General features: G+C 68.2%; 16 protein-coding genes. 10 read left to right on the top strand and 6 right to left on the bottom strand.

Features of this window, described 5'->3' with window-relative positions; translation table 11 throughout:
* Positions 1–128 precede the first annotated feature (128 nt).
* Positions 129–3017 (top strand): TonB-dependent receptor, encoded by a 2889-nt coding sequence (locus tag ACZ5LB_RS03120; RefSeq protein WP_464604696.1) that lies wholly within the window; start codon positions 129–131, stop codon positions 3015–3017.
* A gap of 100 nt (positions 3018–3117) precedes the next feature.
* Here ACZ5LB_RS03120 and ACZ5LB_RS03115 read toward each other — a convergent pair whose 3' ends face one another.
* The 3 genes from ACZ5LB_RS03115 to menC form a co-directional block, all read right to left on the bottom strand.
* Positions 3118–4011, bottom strand: a complete 894-nt coding sequence (locus ACZ5LB_RS03115) for a bifunctional metallophosphatase/5'-nucleotidase (RefSeq protein WP_464604695.1) — start codon at positions 4009–4011, stop codon at positions 3118–3120.
* Between the two features lie 8 nt (positions 4012–4019).
* On the bottom strand, positions 4020–4823 hold the full coding sequence (locus ACZ5LB_RS03110; protein WP_464604694.1) for a 5'-nucleotidase C-terminal domain-containing protein: 804 nt from the start codon (positions 4821–4823) through the stop codon (positions 4020–4022).
* An 82-nt stretch (positions 4824–4905) separates the two neighbouring features.
* Positions 4906–6045 carry an o-succinylbenzoate synthase gene (gene menC / locus ACZ5LB_RS03105; protein WP_464604693.1) on the bottom strand — a complete coding sequence of 380 codons (1140 nt, stop codon included), beginning with the start codon at positions 6043–6045 and terminating at the stop codon, positions 4906–4908.
* A gap of 78 nt (positions 6046–6123) precedes the next feature.
* On the opposite strand from menC, the gene ACZ5LB_RS03100 reads away from it, so the two are divergent.
* Both ACZ5LB_RS03100 and ACZ5LB_RS03095 read left to right on the top strand, forming a co-directional pair.
* Positions 6124–7113 (top strand): hypothetical protein, encoded by a 990-nt coding sequence (locus ACZ5LB_RS03100; RefSeq protein ID WP_464604692.1) that lies wholly within the window; start codon positions 6124–6126, stop codon positions 7111–7113.
* 1 nt (position 7114) lies between these two features.
* Positions 7115–8212: a hypothetical protein gene (locus ACZ5LB_RS03095; protein ID WP_464604691.1), complete on the top strand. Its 1098-nt coding sequence runs from the start codon at positions 7115–7117 to the stop codon at positions 8210–8212.
* Here ACZ5LB_RS03095 and ACZ5LB_RS03090 read toward each other — a convergent pair.
* Positions 8190–9233, bottom strand: a complete 1044-nt coding sequence (locus ACZ5LB_RS03090) for a GNAT family N-acetyltransferase (RefSeq protein ID WP_464604690.1) — start codon at positions 9231–9233, stop codon at positions 8190–8192. The two genes, ACZ5LB_RS03095 and ACZ5LB_RS03090, sit on opposite strands and share 23 nt — an antisense overlap.
* A gap of 82 nt (positions 9234–9315) precedes the next feature.
* Positions 9316–10659 (bottom strand): MFS transporter, encoded by a 1344-nt coding sequence (locus ACZ5LB_RS03085; RefSeq protein ID WP_464604689.1) that lies wholly within the window; start codon positions 10657–10659, stop codon positions 9316–9318.
* Positions 10660–10787: 128 nt separating this feature from the next.
* On the opposite strand from ACZ5LB_RS03085, the gene ACZ5LB_RS03080 reads away from it, so the two are divergent.
* The gene (locus tag ACZ5LB_RS03080; protein WP_464604688.1) at positions 10788–11072 is read left to right on the top strand and encodes a hypothetical protein; all 285 of its coding nucleotides are present in this window, start codon (positions 10788–10790) and stop codon (positions 11070–11072) included.
* Entirely contained in the window at positions 11069–11428 is a 360-nt protein-coding gene (locus tag ACZ5LB_RS03075; RefSeq protein WP_464604687.1) for a type II toxin-antitoxin system PemK/MazF family toxin, read from the top strand. The genes ACZ5LB_RS03080 and ACZ5LB_RS03075 overlap by 4 nt, the downstream gene beginning before the upstream one ends.
* Here the strand turns inward: ACZ5LB_RS03075 and ACZ5LB_RS03070 are convergent.
* A complete protein-coding gene (locus ACZ5LB_RS03070) occupies positions 11412–13229 on the bottom strand; it encodes a tetratricopeptide repeat protein (protein ID WP_464604686.1) in 1818 nt (605 codons plus the stop codon). The two genes, ACZ5LB_RS03075 and ACZ5LB_RS03070, sit on opposite strands and share 17 nt — an antisense overlap.
* A gap of 437 nt (positions 13230–13666) precedes the next feature.
* Between ACZ5LB_RS03070 and ACZ5LB_RS03065 the strand changes: the two genes are divergently transcribed.
* The 5 genes from ACZ5LB_RS03065 (at position 13667) to ACZ5LB_RS03045 (ending at position 18725) form a co-directional block, all read left to right on the top strand.
* The gene (locus ACZ5LB_RS03065) at positions 13667–14806 is read left to right on the top strand and encodes an aminotransferase class I/II-fold pyridoxal phosphate-dependent enzyme (protein ID WP_464606265.1); all 1140 of its coding nucleotides are present in this window, start codon (positions 13667–13669) and stop codon (positions 14804–14806) included.
* Entirely contained in the window at positions 14803–15933 is a 1131-nt protein-coding gene (locus tag ACZ5LB_RS03060; RefSeq protein WP_464604685.1) for an N-acetyltransferase, read from the top strand. Before ACZ5LB_RS03065 ends, ACZ5LB_RS03060 begins: the two co-directional genes overlap by 4 nt.
* A complete protein-coding gene (locus ACZ5LB_RS03055; protein WP_464604684.1) occupies positions 15917–16897 on the top strand; it encodes an NAD-dependent epimerase/dehydratase family protein in 981 nt (326 codons plus the stop codon). Before ACZ5LB_RS03060 ends, ACZ5LB_RS03055 begins: the two co-directional genes overlap by 17 nt.
* A 4-nt stretch (positions 16898–16901) precedes the next feature.
* Entirely contained in the window at positions 16902–17783 is an 882-nt protein-coding gene (locus ACZ5LB_RS03050) for a phosphatase PAP2 family protein (protein ID WP_464604683.1), read from the top strand.
* A 66-nt stretch (positions 17784–17849) separates the two neighbouring features.
* Complete coding sequence (locus tag ACZ5LB_RS03045) at positions 17850–18725, top strand: DNA cytosine methyltransferase (RefSeq protein ID WP_464604682.1); 876 nt, start codon at positions 17850–17852, stop codon at positions 18723–18725.
* The last annotated feature ends 199 nt before the right edge of the window (positions 18726–18924 follow it).

Genomic DNA, 18924 nt, shown 5'->3' with positions numbered 1-18924 from the left:
CCCCCGAATCGACCGGGCGCCCCCCATGACGGTGGTCACTTATGCGGGATATAACACAAAAGTTCCATCACATTTGGCAGATCGCCCGATACGATGGTCCCTAATCAACTTCAATCATGGAGTCACGCATGAATTCCGCAGGTCTTCGCTTCTCCCGCCTGATCCCCCTGATCATCGTCGGCGCCCCCCTTATGGCCCAGGGCGTCTCCACCAACCTTTCCGGCCGTATCACGGCCAAGGGCGGCGCCGCCCTCGCGGGTGCCACCGTCAGCATCCGCAACCTTGAGACGGGCATGGTCCGCACCGCCGTCACCGATGCCAACGGCCGCTACTTCGCCTCCACCCTGCCCGTGGGCGCCTATGGCGTCACGGTCACCATGAAGGGCTACCAGACCGCCTCCAACCTGAAGATCAACCTGAACCTGGGCGACGCCGCCCCCCTCAACGTGACGATGGCCGCCGAGGCCGCCAGCATCGTCGAGGTGGTCGCCAGCGTCGCCGCCGTGGACTCTGAGCGCGCCAGCGCGGCCGCCTTCGTGAGCCCCGAGGACCTGGTCAATCTGCCCATGTTCAACCGGAGCTTCACCAGCCTGGCGACCCTGACGCCCCAGGTGGTGGTCGACAACCAGCGCGGCAACCTCGCCATCGCCGGCCAGCGCGGCGTCAACACCTCCATCAACATCGACGGCGGCGACAACAACGAGCCCTTCTTCGGCGGCGCCGTGGGCGCGGCCGAGGGCAAGACCCCCTTCACCGTGTCCGTGGAAGCCATCCGCGAGTACCAGGTGATCACCGACGGCGCCAGCGCCGAATTCGGGCGCATGGGCGGCGGCTACGTCAACGCCATCACCAAGAACGGCACCAACGAGTTCACCGGCAGCCTGTTCTACTACCAGCGCCCCCAGAGCATGGTCGCCAAGAAGGCCAACGTCACCGGCACGCCTGGCAGCAACAATGTCGGCGACTTCAAGCATCAGCAGTTCGGCTTCTCCTCGGGCGGCCCCATCATCAAGGACAAGCTGTTCTATTTCGTCGCCTACGATGGCCAGCGGATGACCTCGCCCGTCAACATGGTCTGGGGCGGCAGCAATCCCCTGGTCCTGGATCCCGCCAAGGCCGGCGACGCCGTCCTCATCTCCAAGAGCGGCTCCTACAACAGCAAGGCCGACTCGGACACGATGTTCGTGCGCTTCGACTACAACATCAACACCGACAACGTCCTGCAGCTGCGCGTGAACCACTCCTCCTTCAAGGGCGATACGGGCTCCGGCATCACCGCCGCCCAGGAGAACATGGCCACGGACGACATCAAGACGGACTCCTACGTCCTGCAGTGGAACATGGTCATCAACGCCAACTGGCTCAATGAGCTGCGCGTGAACTACGTCAAGGACGACATGCCCCGCGCGCCCTACTCCACCACGCCCGAAGTGAGCATCACCAACGGCGGGTACTACGGCGCCTATCCCTTCGACCGCACCTACAACACCAAGCGCACCCAGTTCACCGAGAACATCAGCTACAACACGCCCACCGTCCAGATCAAGGCCGGCTTCGACTACAACACCGTCGACGTCTCCGAGTTCTTCGCGGGCAACTGGCGCGGCGTCTACTACTTCAATTCCCAGGCGGATTTCAACAACGGCCTGTGGACCACCTACCGCCAGAATTTCGGCCTGAACAGCAGCGTCCAGGAAGCCGGCCTCTTCTCCACGACCACCAAGCAGATGGCCGCCTACATCCAGTCCGACTGGCGTGTGACGGACGAGTTCAAGCTGGGTCTGGGCGTGCGCTGGGATCGCCAGCAGAACCCTGACTACCCGGTCGTGGACATGAGCAATCCCCTTGCCAAGCCCCTGCCGGTCACCGGCAAGATCCCCAACGACAGCCAGTTCTCCCCGCGCCTTTCGGCCACCTACACGCCCGCCTTCGATGGCGGCAAGACGGTGGTCCGCGCCTCCCTGGGCCGCTACGTCAGCACCACCCCCGCCGTCTTCCTCTACCAGGTGTTCGCCGCCAACGGCCAGCGCACCGGTTCGGTGGACTTCAAGGCCGCGGATGCCGCCACCTTCGGCATTCCCCGCGGTGCGACGTTCAACCCCTCCAACCCCTACTGGATCCCCTCCTTCCCCAGCGGCGCGGCTTCCAAGATTCCCGCCTTCAGCGTCTGGACGTTCAGCCCCGACTTCAAGAACCCCTACACCGACCGCGCCAACGTGGGCGTCGAGCGTTCCTTCAACAGCTTGATCGCCGGCGTGTCCGCCACCTATGCCAAGGGCAACCAGCTGGAGCGCACCACCGACCTGAACATCGGCACGCCCTCCGTGAACGCCTACGGCCGCACGGTCTACACCGCCCGCCCCAACACGTCCTACCAGACCATGGGCATGTATAAGTCGGACGCCACCAGCATCTACCACGCCTACACCCTCAGCCTGAAGTACCACAAGGAAGGCAGCGACTTCGACGCCTCCATCTTCTACACCTACGCCATCAACAAGGACTTCGACTCCAACGAGCGCAACTACTCGGGCGTCAACATCCAGGAAGTCAACTCCCCGGGCAAGGACTGGAGCTACGCCGACACCGACCGCCGCTCGGTCCTCACCGGCTTCATCAGCTACAACGAGCGCCGGTTCTCGGGCATCATGGCCTCCCTGGCCATCCGCTACCAGAGCGGCTTCCCCTATTCCCTGAACTACTCCAAGGACATGAACGGGGACGGCCAGACCTCCAACGACCGCTTCTACATCAATGGCATGGATTCGGGCCGCAACAGCCTGCGTTCCTGCTCCAACACCACGCTGGACCTGGCCCTGCGGCGCGATTTCGCGCTCTACAAGAAGGTCAAGCTCACCCTGTCCGCCGACGTGTTCAACCTCCTGAACCGCCAGGACACCTACCTCAGGACCACCGTGGATGGCACCGGTTCCGATGCGAACCCGAAGCTCAAGTACGGCCAGAACTACGTGGGCAGCCCCCGTCAGGCCCAGCTGGGCGTGCGCCTGTCCTTCTAGTAAGACCCGTTTGCGAAAGAGGCGGCCTCCGGGCCGCCTCTTTTTTTCATGGCATGAAAACGCCCCGGCGTGCCGGGGCGTTTTCGCAGGCCTCGTCCCGTCAGGCCAGGACCGGCACCGCCATGCCCGAGGACGCCACCTTCACGCCGTTGCGCACGACGAAATCCATGCGGCCCAGGTTCACGCCGGCGAAGCCCACCTGGAAGATCTCCGTCTCGCCCACCTTCACCGGGGCGTCCAGGAAGGTGTGGCTGTGGCCGCCGATGATGACGTCGATGCCGGGCACCAGCTTGGCCAGGCGCAGGTCGTCCATGGCGTAGCCGCGCAGGTCGTGGCCCAGGTGGCTCAGCACCACCACCAGGTCCACCTTCTCCACCTCGCGGAGGTGCTTGATCACGGGCTTGACGGATTCCACGGGATCCCGCCAGTCGACGCCCAGGTGGTTCTTGGCCGAGACCAGGCCCTTGAAGTCGACGATGAGGCCGGTGATGCCCACCTTGACGCCCGGGAGCGACTTGACCACGTAGGGGCGCAGACGCGCCGCCAGGGCCGGGGCGCCCTTGGTGTCGAGGTTGCAGTTCAGGAAGGGGAACTTCGCCTCGGCCATGGCCGCCACCAGGGCGTCCACGCCGTTGTCGAAATCGTGGTTGCCCAGGGTGCCGGCGTCGTAGCCGCACATGCTCATGAGGCGGTAGTCCAGGAAGCCCTTGTACTCGTTGAAGTAGGGGGTGCCCTGGAAGACGTCGCCGGCGTCCAGCACCAGGACGTTGGGGGTGGTGGCGCGGATCTGCTTGATCAGCGTGGCGCGGCGGGCCATGCCCCCGCGGCCGGTGAGGTTGCCGCTGCCGGGGCCGAAGGGCTCGATGCGGGAGTGGGTGTCGTTGGTGTGCAGGAGGGTGATGCGGCCCACGCCGGGGGCTTCCTGGCCCGAAAGGGGCAGGCGGGAGGCGGCGGTGGCGGCCCCGAGGGCCTGGAGAAAGGTGCGGCGTTCCATGGCGGGTCCTAGAACTTGAAGGTCGAGGCCTTGATGGCCGCGGCGATTTCGGGGGAATAGACGTAGCGGGCGCCGGCCTCGGGCTGGATGGGCTTGCGTTCGCGGCCCAGGCGCTCGCACACGTCGATGACCAGCTGGCGCACCGGCTGGCCCGTGAGCTGGACGTTCCGCCCGTTCTTCAGGGTGGGGGTGCCGTCCCCGTTGGCCAGGAGGTAGTCCGTGGTGGCCACCAGGACCGTGGCGGCGGGGTCGATGGGGGTGCCGTCGCTCCAGGTGATGGACACCACCGGGTGGTCCGGGGTGCCGGTCACGGAGGCGCGGGCCCCGGAAAAGGGCTCGCCGCCCCGCCTCTGGATGCCCTCCTTGATGATCTGGATCAGCTCGGCGCCGGTGTACTCGGCGATAACCAGCTCGTTGTCGAAGGGCAGCACCTCGTAGATGTCCTGGACCTTCACCTCGCCGGGGTTGATGTTCCGGCGGAGCCCGCCGGTGTTGGTGAACGCGAACCGCACCTGGGCCTTGGCCACCTTGGTTGCGCCCTCCCGCATCACGTCGGCCAGGAAGAAGCCCAGGGGGTTGTCCCCGGCCACCCTGGACTTGCCGATGCCGTTCGGGGAAACGCCCAGCACGCGGCCGAAGCTCGCGTGGATCTTCTCGGACAGGGGCGCCAGGTACCGGGCCACCTCGGCGTCGTCGGGCACCGCCGGACCCACCGGGTTGACCGCCGCCAGGTCCATGCGGGGGGCGGGGGTCTGCGCCACCAGGGCCAGGCCAAGGGCCCAGGTTCCTAGAATCATGGGGAGCTTTCTCACGGGTTTCCTCTCGGTACGAAATGGGTCGTTGGCCTACCCGACAGTATGCCAGGGCGGGCATCAAACCAATAGGTATGAACGGTTAGCGGATCCGCTCCCGGTGCAGGGTGTAGCGGTCCAGCCGGGCCGCGTCCAGAGTCACGCCGGTGCCCGGGCCCGGGGGGATGGCGATGAATCCACCGGGTCCCAGCACCACCGGCGGGTCCGCGATGTCCTCCCGGAAGTAGCGCCGGGTTTCGGAGGTGTCCCCGGGAATGGAGAAGTTGTCCACGGCCTGGAGGTGGATGTTCACGGCCCGGCCCAGGCCGGTCTCGTCCATGCCCCCGGACCACACGGGAACGCCCCGTTCCTCGCAGTGCTTCGCGATGCGGATGGACTCCAGGAGTCCCCCCACCCTGCCCTGCTTGATGTTGATGACCCGGCAGGCCCCCAGGCCCAGGGCGGCGGCGGCGTCGTCCAGGCTGTGGATGGACTCGTCCAGGCAGAGCGCCGTCTTGAGCTGGGGCTGCAGGAGGGAATGCTGGTAGATGTCGTGGTAGCCCAGGGGCTGCTCGATCATGGTGAGGCCGAAGGCGTCCAGGCGCCGCAGGTGCTCGGCGTCGTCCAGGGTGTAGTCGCCGTTGGCGTCGGCCATGAGCGCCACGTCCGGGAAGCGCTCCCGCACCGCGGCCACCCATTCCACGTCCTTGCCGCGCATGATCTTCATCTTCACCCGGTGGTACCCCTGGGCCACGGCCTCCTCCACCTTGGCCAGCAGGGCGCCGGTGCTCTCCTGGATGCCGATGCTGATGCCCGAAGGGATGGGCTTGGCCCCGTACCCCAGCAGCTGGTGGAGGGGGATCCCCTCGCGCCGGGCGAAGAGGTCCAGCAGGGCGTTCTCCACCGTGGCCTTGGCCATGGGATTGCCGCGCACCTTGCGGAAGCGGGCCAGGACCTCGCCCAGGGTGCGGCGGGGTTCGAGCTCCTTGAGGAGGAAGTCCCGGATCAGGTGCCGGGCGGTGGTGGTGGTCTCACCGTCGTAATAAGGGTCGGGATCGGCCACGCACTCGCCCCAGCCCACGCAGCCGCCCTGCTCCAGGCGCAGGAGGAGGGCCTCCTTCACGGCCCAGCTGGCCACGCTGGTGCCGAAGGGCTCCACGAAGGGGACGCTCACCACCACGAAGTCGATGCGATCCAGGGTCCCGAGGACGACCTCGGCGGGAGAATGAAAATTTTTGCTCATGTATCCTCGCTGGGTTTCACATCTGGCCGGTTGTGGGATGATTGATTCTATACCGCATCATCTATGAGGAACCGACGAATGCAAGCCAAGCCCCTGGACACCCTGCTCCTTTTCAGCCTCCCCGCCTCAGGCAAGTCGGAAATGCGCCGCTACCTTGCCAGCCTCACCCCGGACCAGTGCCGGGACGATTTCGGCATGGGCCCCACCTCGCAGCTCGACGACTACCCGTATGTGCATCTCATGCACCGCATCGACGATGAGCTCCAGGCCCGCGGCTGCGGCTACCGGTTCTACTACGGCCCCACCCGCCCCTTCCAGGACGAATGGACCTGGGCCGCCCTGATCGAGCTGCTCAACGAGGACTACGCCAACCTGCGCAAGGGCGCCCACACCGAGGTCCCCAGCGCCGCCCAGCTCCTCTTCGACCGCATGGACGAGGCCCGGGTCCGCGCCGGCATGGTGCCCGCCCTGGACGAGCTGCCCCACCGCATCCGCAAGTCCATGGCCGAGGCCCTGGAGGCCGAGTGCCGCGCCGAGCTGGACACCCTGAACCGCCAGAACACCCTGGGCATCGAAGGCCGGACGATCGTCATCGAGGCCGCCCGCGGCGGCGCCAACGGCTCGGCCTTCCCCCTCACCCCGCCCCACGGCTACGCCACGGCCTTCCAGCACCTGTCCACGGACATCCTGGACCGCTCCAGCCTCATGTACATCTGGGTGGAGCCCGCCCAGAGCCGCCACAAGAACATCGAGCGCGGCAAGCCCGACGGCCAGGGCAGCATCCTCAACCACAGCGTCCCCATGGAGGTGATGCTGGGCCAGTACGGCTGCGACGACATGGCCTACCTGCTGGAGCAGAGCGACCGCCCCGGCACCATCCGGGTGGACCGCCTCGTGGCCGAGGGGGACCGCTACCGCACCCGCACCTGGCACATCCCCGCGGCGCGCTTCGACAACCGGCAGGACCTGACCACCTTCGTGCGCGGGCCCCGGGAGGCCTGGAAGCCCGAGGACGTGGCCGCCATCCACGGAGGCCTCAAGGAGACGTTCCGGAACTTCGGCCGCTGACATGTTCAAATCAGCCGAAGGCAGTACCGAACGGCTCCTGCAGCTGTGCACGGGCTATTTCCTCCTCTACGTCGTCACCGGCCTGGTGGTGAAGGCGTTCACCGGGGCGCCCCACACGCCCATGGGCACCCCGCCCATGAACGACATCGCGTTCCTGGCCTACAACACCCTGGGCGCCAACCTCACCTGCCTGATCCCGGCGGTGGTCCTGGGCTGGTGGCGCATGAAGTCCATCCGCCCCGCCCGGATCTGCGGCGTGGAGGTCCCCTCGGAGATCTTCTACATCATCCCCAGCGGCATCTGCACGGCCATCGTCATCCCCACCACGACCCTGATGTACACCCTGCCCATCTCCGTGATGGTGGCCATGGTGATCATGCGGGCCTCGGTCATCGTCATCGGCCGGGTGGTGGACGGCATCCAGATCGCCCAGGGCATCCTCCAGAAGCGCATCTACTGGGAGGAGAACGCGGCCGTGGTCTTCGCGGTGCTGGCCGCGTGCATCGAGCTGTTCGGGCCCCACACCGGGGGCTTCGCCTTCCTGCGCAACCAGGCCGCGGTGGTGATCTTCACCAGCTACATCACCTCGTACGCCATCCGCATCTACATCATGAACTACTACAAGAACACCCGCCCCAAGGGCGCGCCCCTGGACAACAAGGCCTTCTTCGCGGTGGAGCAGATCGCGGCCTCGGTGACCATGGTGTGCATCGCGCTGGTGGTGTTCTTCTCGCCCCGGCTCATCCCCGCCTGGGCCGAGGTGCGGCAGATCGCGGCCTTCGTGGGCGCCATCCGGACCCCCAGCCCCGGCTGGTTCTGGGCCTCCTTCTCGGGCCTGGCCTTCGGCCTCGTGGCGTTCTTCTCCGTGTTCATCTTCATGTTCAAGGGGCGCACCGCCACCTTCACGGGGCTCATCAACCGGCTCACCTCCCTGGTGGCGGGCACCGCCGCCACCCTCCTGGGACACTGGCTCTTCGCGAGCCGCCTGCCCAGCCTTCAGAACTGGGTGTCCCTGGGCTTCGTGCTGGTGGCCGTGTTCTTCCTCTCCCGCGCCGAAAGGCGCCGGGCCCTGGAGCTCAAGCTGGCCCGGGAGATCTGACCGGCCGGATCGTGTAGCAGTGGTTCACGTGCCGCACGCCCCCGTAGTCGAACTTGTACCGCTCGTCACCGCGGGACAGGTCGAAGACGGGGGTGTCCGTGTGTTCGAGGAGGTGCCTTAGCGTTCCCGTGATGAGCAGCCCGCCCGGGCTGTACTTCGCGAACGCGCCCTCAATGGCGAGGAAGGGCAGCGTGATGGAGCCGTCCCCGGCCCGGAAGCCCGCGCAGAACCCGGCCACGTCGCCGTCGATGTGGAGGATGGAATAGAAGGTGTTCGGCAGGCGGCCCAGGGCCAGCATGGTGGGGTTGAACCACCGGCGCAGGAAGTAGGGGAAGTATTTCCGCACCTGGAAGTTGATGCCCTTCTTCCGCATTCGCCGCCAGTACAGGTCGAAAAGCCTCAACTGGGTGGTGAACGGCATGGACTGGTCCAGGAAGGTGCGGACCTCCCAGGTGCGGCCATCGGCCTCCAGGTGCCGCACGGCGGCCCGGAGCTTCTGGCGGTGCCCCTTGCTCAGGGTGCCCAGGTAGGCCTCGTAGTCGGGCCCCAGGGGGATGTGGACGCAGGGCATCGCCCTGCATTCGTAGGCCTCCGGGGGGAAGGCCGCCTGGATCAGCCGGTCCATGCGGCTCCCGGCCCGGACCCGGCTGAAGGTGAAGGCCAGGGGATGCCCGTCCGCGATGGCCTCCAGGGCGAAGCGCAGGGCGTCCGGCGTCGCGGCCTCGCCGGTGATCGCCTCCAGGTAACCGGCCTGGGAGAATTCGCCCCAGAGGAAGGCCTGCCCCGCCATGCCCGCCCGCCCCAGGTGGAGGGGCAGCAGCAGCACGGTGCGATCAGCGTCGTCCCGCACCTCGTAGATGACGTTGCGGTACAGGTGCCGGGTGGAAAGCAGGAAGAATTTCCCGACGACCTGGGCGTAATCGAAGGCCTGGAAGGGCGTGTGGTCCCGTCCGTCGCCGTACAGCGCCCGCCAGGGCCCTTCGGCCGAGCGCAGATTCGTGTGCAGTATGAGCCGGGGCATCCATCCCTTTCGGGGCCTTGGGGAATCGGGGGTCTGGCGTCGAGGTGTTGAATCCCACCCTACCACCGCTCTCCAACCTCCTTCAATGCCCCGCGCCGGCCGGCCGGGCCCTCCAGATGGTCGTCATGATGGCCGCCCCCACGAGGCTGAAGGGCACCAGGCACAGGGCCCACACCCAGGCGTTGGCGGGCGCGTGGCCTGCGGCCCCCACCCCGTCCCAGCCGTAGGTCTTCAGGACCCAGCCCAGGCCGAAGCCCGTGAGGCCCGAGCCGATGTACTGGATGCCATCCAGGGCCCCGGCCACGGTGGCCGCAGCCTTGCGCCCGCCAAAGTCCATGGAGGCGGTGCCGCTGAGCATGCCGTGCACCCCGAAGATGAACATGGCGGTCAGGCCCAGCAGGACGATGGCCCACACCTGGCCCCCGTGGGTGCCCCGCCCCAGGGCCGCGCCCAGCAGGCAGATCATGACCACCTGGGCCAGGTAGAAGATGAAGGCCACGGGCGGCCGCCGGCTCTGGAAGAGCCGGTCGCTCATCCACCCGCAGAGCAGCCCGCCGAAGATCCCGCCCATCATGAAGGCCACGCCCGTGGCGCCGAAGAGGGCCGCCCGCTTGGAGAGGTGGTACACCTCCTCCAGGTACTCCGTGAAGTAGAGCATGATCCCCTGGCGCACGAAGCCCGTGCAGAATTCCGCGAAGATCAACGCGATGATCACGGGATTGCCGATGACCTTGGCCAGCAGTTCCTTGAGGGGAAGGGGCTTGTCCTCGGCCAGGTGCGCACCGCTGCCGTCGCCGGTGTCGAAGTCCGCCAGGCCCGCGTGGCTGGGCCGGTTGCGCACCAGCAGGTAGTCCACCAGCACCATGACGGCCATGGCCCCCACCGGCGCGAACCAGATGATGGTCCAGCCCTTGAAGCTGGCCAGGAGCCAGGCGCCCACGGAGGTGGCCAGGAAGTAGCCCGAACTGATCATGACCCCGAAGATGCCCCCGAAGATCCCCCGCTCCCGCACGTGGAACCAGGTGCTGTTCACCTTGACCACGCTCAGGGCCCCGAAGCTCTGGAAGTACATGTTGACGCTCCAGAGGAGGCTCATGGACACCAGCAGCTTGGTGGTGAACCCGTTGAGGAACATGAGTCCCACCAGGAGGTTGGTCAGGGCGGCCCCCAGCGCCCCCACGAGGATCGCCCGGCGTCCGCCGATGCGGTCGGCCAGCGGCCCGTTGATGGCCACGGCCAGGCCGTAGGTCCAGAATCCCGCCGTGGCGATGATCCCCATCTCCCACTTGTCCAGGTGGTACCAGGCCCCGATATCGCTTTTGACGATATTGAAGTTGTACCGGCCCATGTACATGGTCGCGTAGGTGAGGCCAAGGGGAAACCAGTTCAGGAAGCGCCTGAACCGGAACGGTTTCGTATGTTGCATGCCATGCTCCGACACCTCCAGCTTAGACGATGCAGGTGTCGGGTATGTAGCCGGAATGTGACGGCCGTGTGACGCCGGGGCCTTGCATCGCCTGGGTGATGGCATAAAGTGATGGAAGAGGTCGAATCATGTTCAGCACCACCTTGCGCCTCCCCGACGATCTCGCGGCCTTTCTCCAGGACGCGGCCCGGAGCCAGGGCCTCAGCGTCAACGCCTACCTCGCCCGGCTGGTGGAGCACCGGCGCGAGGAGGACCGGCGCGCCCAGCTCGCCCGCGACTGGGCCCTCTACGCCCAGGACACCGCCGCCCAGGACGTGGAGTACGCATTCGAAGCGCAGCGGAGCCTTGCCGCCGAAACGCCCCTGCCGTACCGGGCGAAGCATGAAACCGGTAAGCCGAGGAAGCGGTCGTGAACCCGCGGCGCGGCGACATCTGGATGCTGGATTTCAGCGCGGGCCACGCAGGGGCCGAACAGCAGGGTTTCCGCCCGGGCATCATCGTCCAGTGCGACGAGGGCAACCTGGCGCTGGGGGCCCGGACGACGATCCTCGTGCCCCTCACCACCCAGGGCCGCCCCTTCTCGTTCTATGTCCCCGTTCCCGCCGGCCCGGACACGGGACTCAAGGCCGTGTCCTGGGCCAACTGCACGCAGGTGTTCACCGTGGACAAGGTGCGCCTGAAGGCCCGCCTCGGCTCCGCCCCCGCCCCGGTCCTGGCGGCCGTGGGCAGAGCCCTGGCCGCCACCCTGGATCTCACCTCCGGAAGATAAGTCCGTTCAGTCGCCGGAGCTTGCCTTCGAACCTCCACAGGGAGGCCCGGCCGGCGACCTGGATGAACCCGGTGGCCTCCGGGGGAAACCGGCAGGCGTCCTGCAACTCCCGCTGGAAGGCCTGGCGCTTGCGCCCGAAGGGATCCCACCAGGCGCCCTTCCAGCGGACCACCAACAGCAGGACGGGCCGTTCGGCGTGGAAGATCACCTTCTTGCGCACCAGGTGGGCTTCGGCGACCCGGTCATCGGAAAGGCACACCCGCTGGATCTCCTGCAGCGCCGAAGGGCTGCAGTGGTGGGACTCCAGGGCGTCCAGGAGCGTGACGCCCATGCGCTCGCGCTGGACCTTCTCCACCAGGGCCGTGGCGCGCAGGGCCCGGTCCCCCTCCTTGTCGGCGTTCGCGTGGTCCCCCCGGGCGCGCAGGTGGTGCGCCAGCAGCTCGTGGCAGGCCGGAGCCAGGGCCGGGTCGCGGTGGATCAGCTCGCGGGCCTCGAAGACCGCTGCGCTGTCGCGTCCGCGATCCAGGGCACGCCGGATGGAAAGGAAGGCGGCTTCGATGCAGGTCCCGTGGGCCGCCCGGTACATGCCCAGGGCCGCGTCGAACCGGGGCAAGGGGGCGTGCTCGTAGGCGAGCCGGAGGTACTCCAGGGCGTCGGGGTGGTCCGGGAAGACCCCCTCCATGGCCTCGGTGAGCTCCCGGTAGCGCGCGACGCCCGCCGCCCAGCCCCGGACCGCCTCCTCGGCGCAGGCTTGGATGCGGGCCTTCCAGGCCCCTTCCACCTCCGCGGCCACGGGGGTGCCCTCCAGGAGCGAGCGGAACGCGTGGGCCACCGGGGGCATGGGCACCCGGGCCTTGGCCTGCAGGTAGTCCAGGCGCAGCCGCAGCAGGGGCGGAGCCTCCTTCTGGAGGCCGTCCAGGGCCAGTTCCAGCATGCCGTCGGCGCCCTCGGGGCAGGCGGCGAGCACCTCCCCCAGGTGGCGGTGGAGGTCCTCGGGGAGGGGGAGGCCGGCGTCAAGACGGGCGTCCAAGCTGGCGAACCCCCGACGGGCCACCAGCGGCTGCAGGATGGCCAGCCGGCACAGCGCCCGCACCAGGGTGGGCGTCCCATGGCGTTCGGCGATGGCCCGGTCCGTACGGATGAACTCCCGCGCCAGGAAGGGCTGGAAGGCCGCCACCACCCAGCGGGAGTAAGGTCGCAGGAAGGCGGTGCACCACCGGCGCCAGCCCGGGGCGCCGCCCCGCAGGGAGGTTTCCACGAGAAGGTGGACCCGGTACCAATAGGTGGCCAGCCGCTTCACCTGGAGGTTCAGCCAGCCCTGGTAGTCCGACCAGAAGACCACCTCCCATTCCGCCACGGCGTCGAGTTCCCGGAGGCTGAGGGCCAGCAGGGGGTAGATGCCCACATACCAGTGGTACCGGCTCCACCCGAACAGGCCCCCCATGGGCACGCCCGTGAGCTCCACGCCCCAGGCGTCGGGCGCCAGGATCACCTGGGGGGACCGGGGCCCCTGCCAGGCCTCCCGGGCCGCCTCCAGGCGCGCCTCCAGGGCGGGGGCTTCGCCGGGCTTCAGGACGCGGCCCGGGGGCCTGGGAAAGCCCCTGAAGGCAAGGGCGAGGCCATGGAGGGCGTTGGCCAGGAGAAAGGCCCCCGCGGGCCAGGCCAGGATCGCCAGGCCCCGGACGGGAAGAAGGAGGAGGAGGGCCCCAAACAGGCCCAGCCCGAGCAGAGCCAGGAACGGCAGGGTGGCGCCCAGCGTGAAGAGGGTTGCGGAGCGGATGCGGTCCTCGATCCAGTGCATTCTATTAACCTCTCATGCAAATATCCGCTTCGAAAGGGGCATCGCAAGGGAACAATTATTTAAACTTCAGCATTCCAACCTGGAACCATTCCGCGTTCCGGCCCCCCGCCGCCCCCAGGGCCACCAAGACCAGCGTCCCCACAGGGTTTCATGGGGATTGATGACCCCATTCATCCCGAAATTCCCTTCCGCAGGGCGCACCGGGGATTTCCACCCCAGGGCCACACGGCGCATGGTATTTTCATTCCCAAGGTCGTGACAGGACGGGTCGTTTGTTGGTTCCGTAACAACTGTGTTAGCTTAATTAAAATTTGAGGTGAACGATGACCCACAAGCCCCGTGGTTCGGGCTCGGCCCTAGAAATCCCGGCCCCGGTCAAGCTGCCGAGCGTTTTGGACAAGTGCGCCGCCTTCACCATCCCGGACGACCTGAAGGCCATGGGCATCTACCCCTACCACCGGGTCATCGAGACCGGCCAGGCCACCGAAGTCATGGTCGATGGGCAGAAGCAGCTGATGCTGGGTTCCAATTCCTACCTGGAACTCACCACCCACCCCCGGGTCAAGGAGCGCGCCCTGGAGGCCATCGAGGTGTACGGCACCGGCTGCGCCGGTTCCCGTTTCCTCAACGGGACCCTGCCCATCCACGTGGAGCTCGAGCATAAACTCGCGGCCCTGGTGGGCAAGGAGGCCGCCCTGGTCTTCCCCACGGGGTTCCAGACCAACACCGGCGTGATCTCCAGCCTGGTGCACAAGGGCGAGTACATCGTCGGCGACAAGTACATCCACGCCTGCATCATGGACGGCTGCATGCTCAGCCACGGCACCCTAGTGCGCTACGACCACAACAACATGGCCGACCTGGAGGAGAAGCTCAGCCGCATTCCGGCCCAGGCCCCCAAGCTCATCGTCACCGACGGCGTCTTCTCCATGGAGGGCGACATCTGCGACCTGCCCGGCATCGTGACCCTGGCCCAGCGCTACGGCGCCCAGGTCATGGTGGACGACGCCCACGGCCTCGGCGTGCTGGGCCCCGGAGGCCGGGGCACCGCCGCCCACTTCGGCCTCACGGACCAGGTGGACCTGATCATGGGCACCTTCTCCAAGTCCCTGGCCGCCATCGGCGGCTTCATCGCCGGCAGCGCGAAGACGATCAACTACCTGCAGCACGTGGCGCGGCCCTACATGTTCTCGGCCTCGGCCTCCCCGGCCAGCGTGGCCGCGGTGCTGGGCGCCCTGGAGGTCATGGAGGCCGAACCCGAGCGGCTGGCCCGGCTCTGGGAGAACGCCCGGTTCCTCAAGCAGGGCTTCGACCAGATCGGCTTCGACACGGGCCGGAGCGAGACCCCCGTCATCCCCATCCTGGTGGGCGAGTTCGACACCTGCATGAAGATGTGGCGCTACCTGAAGGAGGCCGGGATCTTCGTGAACCCCGTGGTGCCCCCCGGCGTGCCTCCGGGCCGCAGCCTCATCCGCATCTCCGTCACCGCCGGCCACACCCGGGAGCAGCTGGAGTGGGCCCTGGACGTCTTCCAGAAGGCCGGACGCCACTTCGGCCTCCTGGAGCAGGGGGCATGACCTCCGGGATCCAGGTCAGGGCCACGGCGGGTTCCGCGGATACGGAGGCCTTCATCCGCTTCCCGTACCGCCTGCACCGGTCCGAGCCCCACTGGGTCCCACCCCTGATCCTCGAACGCCAGGAGTTCCTGGACCCCCTCAAGAACCCGCTCTTCGAGTACGCCAAGGTCCAGACCTTCCTGGCCACCCGGGACGGCGAGGTGGTGGGCACCATCGCCGCGGTACGCAACGACCGCTACGGCCAGTTCCACCCGGACGAGGCACACGTGGGCTTTTTCGGCCTCTACGAGTGCATCCCGGACCAGGCGGTGGCCGACGCCCTCTTCGACTCGGCCTGCGCGTGGCTGCGCGCCGAGGGCAAGACCGTGGCCCGGGGCCCCGTGAACCTGACCACCAACGACGTCGTGGGGCTCCTGGTGGAGGGCTTCGACGCGGACAACGCCGTCATGATGCCCTACAATCCCGCCTACTACGGCGCCCAGTTCGAAGCCGCGGGCTTTGCCAAGACCAAGGACCTCTACGCCTATTTCATGGCCAAGGCCGACTGCGCCGACCGGCTCACGGCCGTGGCCAACCGCCTGGACCGGGGCGGCCACGTGCGGATCCGGCCCCTCGACAAGAAGCGGTGGCCCCAGGAACTGGCCTTCGTGAGGGAAACCTACAACCAGGCATGGGCGAAGAACTGGGGCTTCGTGCCCTGGACCGACCGCGAAGTGGCGTACATCGCCAAGGAGCTCAAGCCCCTGGTGGACACCCGCTTCGCCTTCGTGGGGGAAGTGGGCGGGGTGCCCGCGGGCTTCATCGTCTCCATCCCCGACGCCAACGAGGCGCTCAAACTGGCCCAGGGCAAGCTGCTCCCCGTCGGGCTCCTCAAGATCCTGTGGAAGCTCAAGGTCACCGGCTGCTCCAGCCTGCGCACGATGATCATGGGCGTGCTCCCCCAGTACCGGCGCCGGGGGCTGGACCTCCTGATGATCCACCGCACCATCCACAACTCTCTGAACACCGGGATCCGCGGCTCCGAGGTGAGCTGGATCCTCGAGGACAACCAGGCCCTCCTGAGCCCCCTCCACCAGCTGGGCGCGAAGCGCACCAAGACCTACCGCGTGTATGACCGCCCCTGCTAGCGTCCTGGTCACCGGAGGCCACGGGTTCATAGGGTCCCATCTCTGCGGGCGCCTCGCCCAGCAGGGATGCCGGGTACGGATCCTGGCCCGGCCCGGCGCCGACCTCTCCGCCCTCGAAGGCCTGGGCGTGGAAGTGGCCCAGGGCGACCTCACCGACCCCGGCACCCTCCCGGCGGCCCTGGACGGGGTCCGCCGCGTCTACCACCTGGCCGGGGCCCTGAAGGGCTTCCGGGAAGCCGACCTCCTGGCCGTGAACCGCGACGGGACCCGGAACCTCGTCCAGGCGTGCCCCCCCGGGCTGGAACGCTTCGTCCTCGTCTCGAGCCTCGCCGCCGCCGGCCCCAGCCCGGGCGGCCCCGAGCCGCGCCCCGAGGGCGCCGCCGACACCCCCCTCACCTGGTATGGCCGCAGCAAGCTCGAGGCCGAGCGCGTGGTCCTGGCCTCGGGCCTTCCCAGCGTCATCGTGCGTCCCCCGGTGGTCTTCGGTCCCCGGGACCGGGACGTGCTGGCGTACTTCCGCATCGCCGCCCGGGGGTTCCTGCCGGTGCCCGGCGCCCGGGAGCGGTGGTACTCCCTGGTGTACGCCCCGGACCTGGCCGAGGGCATCCAGCGGGCGGGGGACGTCCCCCTGCCCCCGGGGGAGATCCTTCCCCTGGTGAACCCCGAGCCCGTCACCTGGCTGGACCTGGGCCGGCACATCGCCCGGGCCCTGGGCCGGAAGTGCCGCGAGCTGCACCTCCCGGAAACCGCAATCCGGGCCGCGGGCCAGGTGGCCGGACTTGCCGCCCGTCTCCGGGGCCGCCCGGAAATTTTCTCCCCCCAGAAGGTGGTGGAAATGCTCGCCCCCGCCTGGGTCGCCAGCCCCGCCAAGGCCCAGGCCCTGCTGGATTGGACGCCAGGCACCTCCCTGGACCAGGCCCTTTGGAAAACCGTCCGCTGGTACCGGGACCATGGCTGGCTTTAGGAGGGTGTCTAAGCGCCCCTTCGGCCTCGCCGCCCCCCTGGGGGCCTGGCGCCCCCTGGACCGCTGGGTGGTGGGCTACGCCCTGGCCACCCTGCCCTTCCTGGGCTTTGGCTGGCTTCGCGGAACCCCCGGATGTGGCGCCCAGGCGGGCGTCAACCTCCTGGTGATCGCCGGCTGCCTCCTGGTCGCCCGCTGGAGCCGGGACACGCACGCGGTCATCCCCACGGTGCTCCGACTTTTCTATGCGCCTCTCATCTACTGGTGCTTCTACCACCAGGTGCAGACCCTGTGGCCCCTGTTCCACGCCCTGCCCCTGGACGCCCACCTGGCCCGGGCCGACCAGGCCCTTTTCGGCTGCCAGCCTTCTCTGGCCTGGCGCGCGGCCCTGCCCCAACGCTGGCTCTCCGAGATCTTCTGCTTCGCCTACCTCGCCTACTACTTCTTCACCCCCATCGTGGGGTTCACCGCCCTCCTGCGGTCCGGCTACGCCACCGCCGAGCGGGTGATCCTCGCCGCCACGGCCTGTTTCTTCGTATGCTACGCGCTCTTCTGGATGTTCCCCACCGTCGGACCCCACTTCTGGTTCCCCCCGGCGCAGGGCCCGCAGCTCTACGACGGGTACGTCTTCAACCACGCCCTCTTCTTCTTCACCCGGGGCGGTGAGATCCGCGGCGGGGCCTTCCCCAGCTCCCACATCGCCGTGGCCACGCTGTTCACCCTCTGGGCCCGGCGGGAGGTGAAGGTGCTGTTCGCGCCCCTGGCGCTGGTGACGGCGGTGATGCTGCCGGCGGTGGTGTACCTCCGGGCGCACTACCTGGTGGATGTGCCCGCCGGGCTCCTCGTGGGGGCCATCGCCTACGGGGTCAGCGCACGGACGCTGAGGTGACGAACGCCAGGCCCTGCCAATCCCTCCACGCCCCGCGCGACCTGCCCGCATGGATGGCCCGGTAGCATGACCTCGACGTTGCGCATCCTCGAGTTCTTCGCCGGCATGGGCGGGTGGCGCCGCGCCTTCGGCGCCCGGGCGGTGATCGCCGCGGCCTACAACATCAGCCCGCCGGCCCTGGCCACCTACGCCCGCATCTGGGGCGAGCGCCCCATCGCACGCGAACTGGCCACCCTTCCCGCTTCGGAAATCCTGCGGCACGGCGCCGACACCTGGGTGATGAGCCCACCCTGCCAGCCCTTTTGCCGCATGGGCAACCGCCAGGACCTGGAGGACCCGCGCTCCCGGGCCTTCCTCCGCCTGATGGAACTCCTGGGGGAGCACCCCCCGGGGCACCTGGTGCTGGAGTCCGTGGAGGGCTTCCTGGGCTCCGGGGCCCACGCGCTGCTCACGGACCGGCTCCGGGAGGGCGGCTTCCAGGCGCTGGAATACACCCTCGATCCGCAGGGTTTCGGCCTGCCCAACCAGCGCCTCCGGGTCTTCGTGGTGGCCTCCCGGGGGCCCCTAGCGGCGCGGGCGCTCCCTGGCCTTCCGCCGGCGCCCCTGCGGGGCTTCCTGGATCCCGTCGAGGACCCCGGCCTCTACCTGGGCGAGGCCATGCGCCACCGGCCCGGCCTGGACCTGGTGACGGCGGATTCCGCCCGCACCGCGTGCTTCATCGGCGGCTACGGCCGGCGCTACGTCGGCAGCGGATCCTTCCTGGAGACGGCGCGGGGCGTGCGGCGGTTCTCGGTGACGGAGGCCGCGCGTTTGCTGGGGTGGGACCCGGTCCCGGCCTTCCCGGAGGAGCTGTCTGCCGAGGCCCGGTACAAGCTGCTGGGAAACGGCCTGAGCATCCCGGTGGCGGCCTGGGTGGCGGGGCACCTCGTGGAGTCCGTTTAAATTTGCGGAATCATTTCGCCCGAATGGAATGTTGAGGAAGTTTCGGGTAAAGAACCCGTACGCCGAGCACGCCGAGGCGCGGAGTTGCGCAGAGGTGGCTTCGCATCCTTGGCGCCGACCCATGCCGCCCAGGCCCTGACCGCTATCGCGGTCCGCGTCGCTGCCGCGACGCGCGGCAGGGGGCGCTGGCCCTTCCCCA

This window comes from Mesoterricola sp. MK458, from assembly GCF_055384935.1.
Note: the sequence above shows the minus strand (reverse complement) of the source record. Positions and strands in the feature narration are given on the sequence as shown.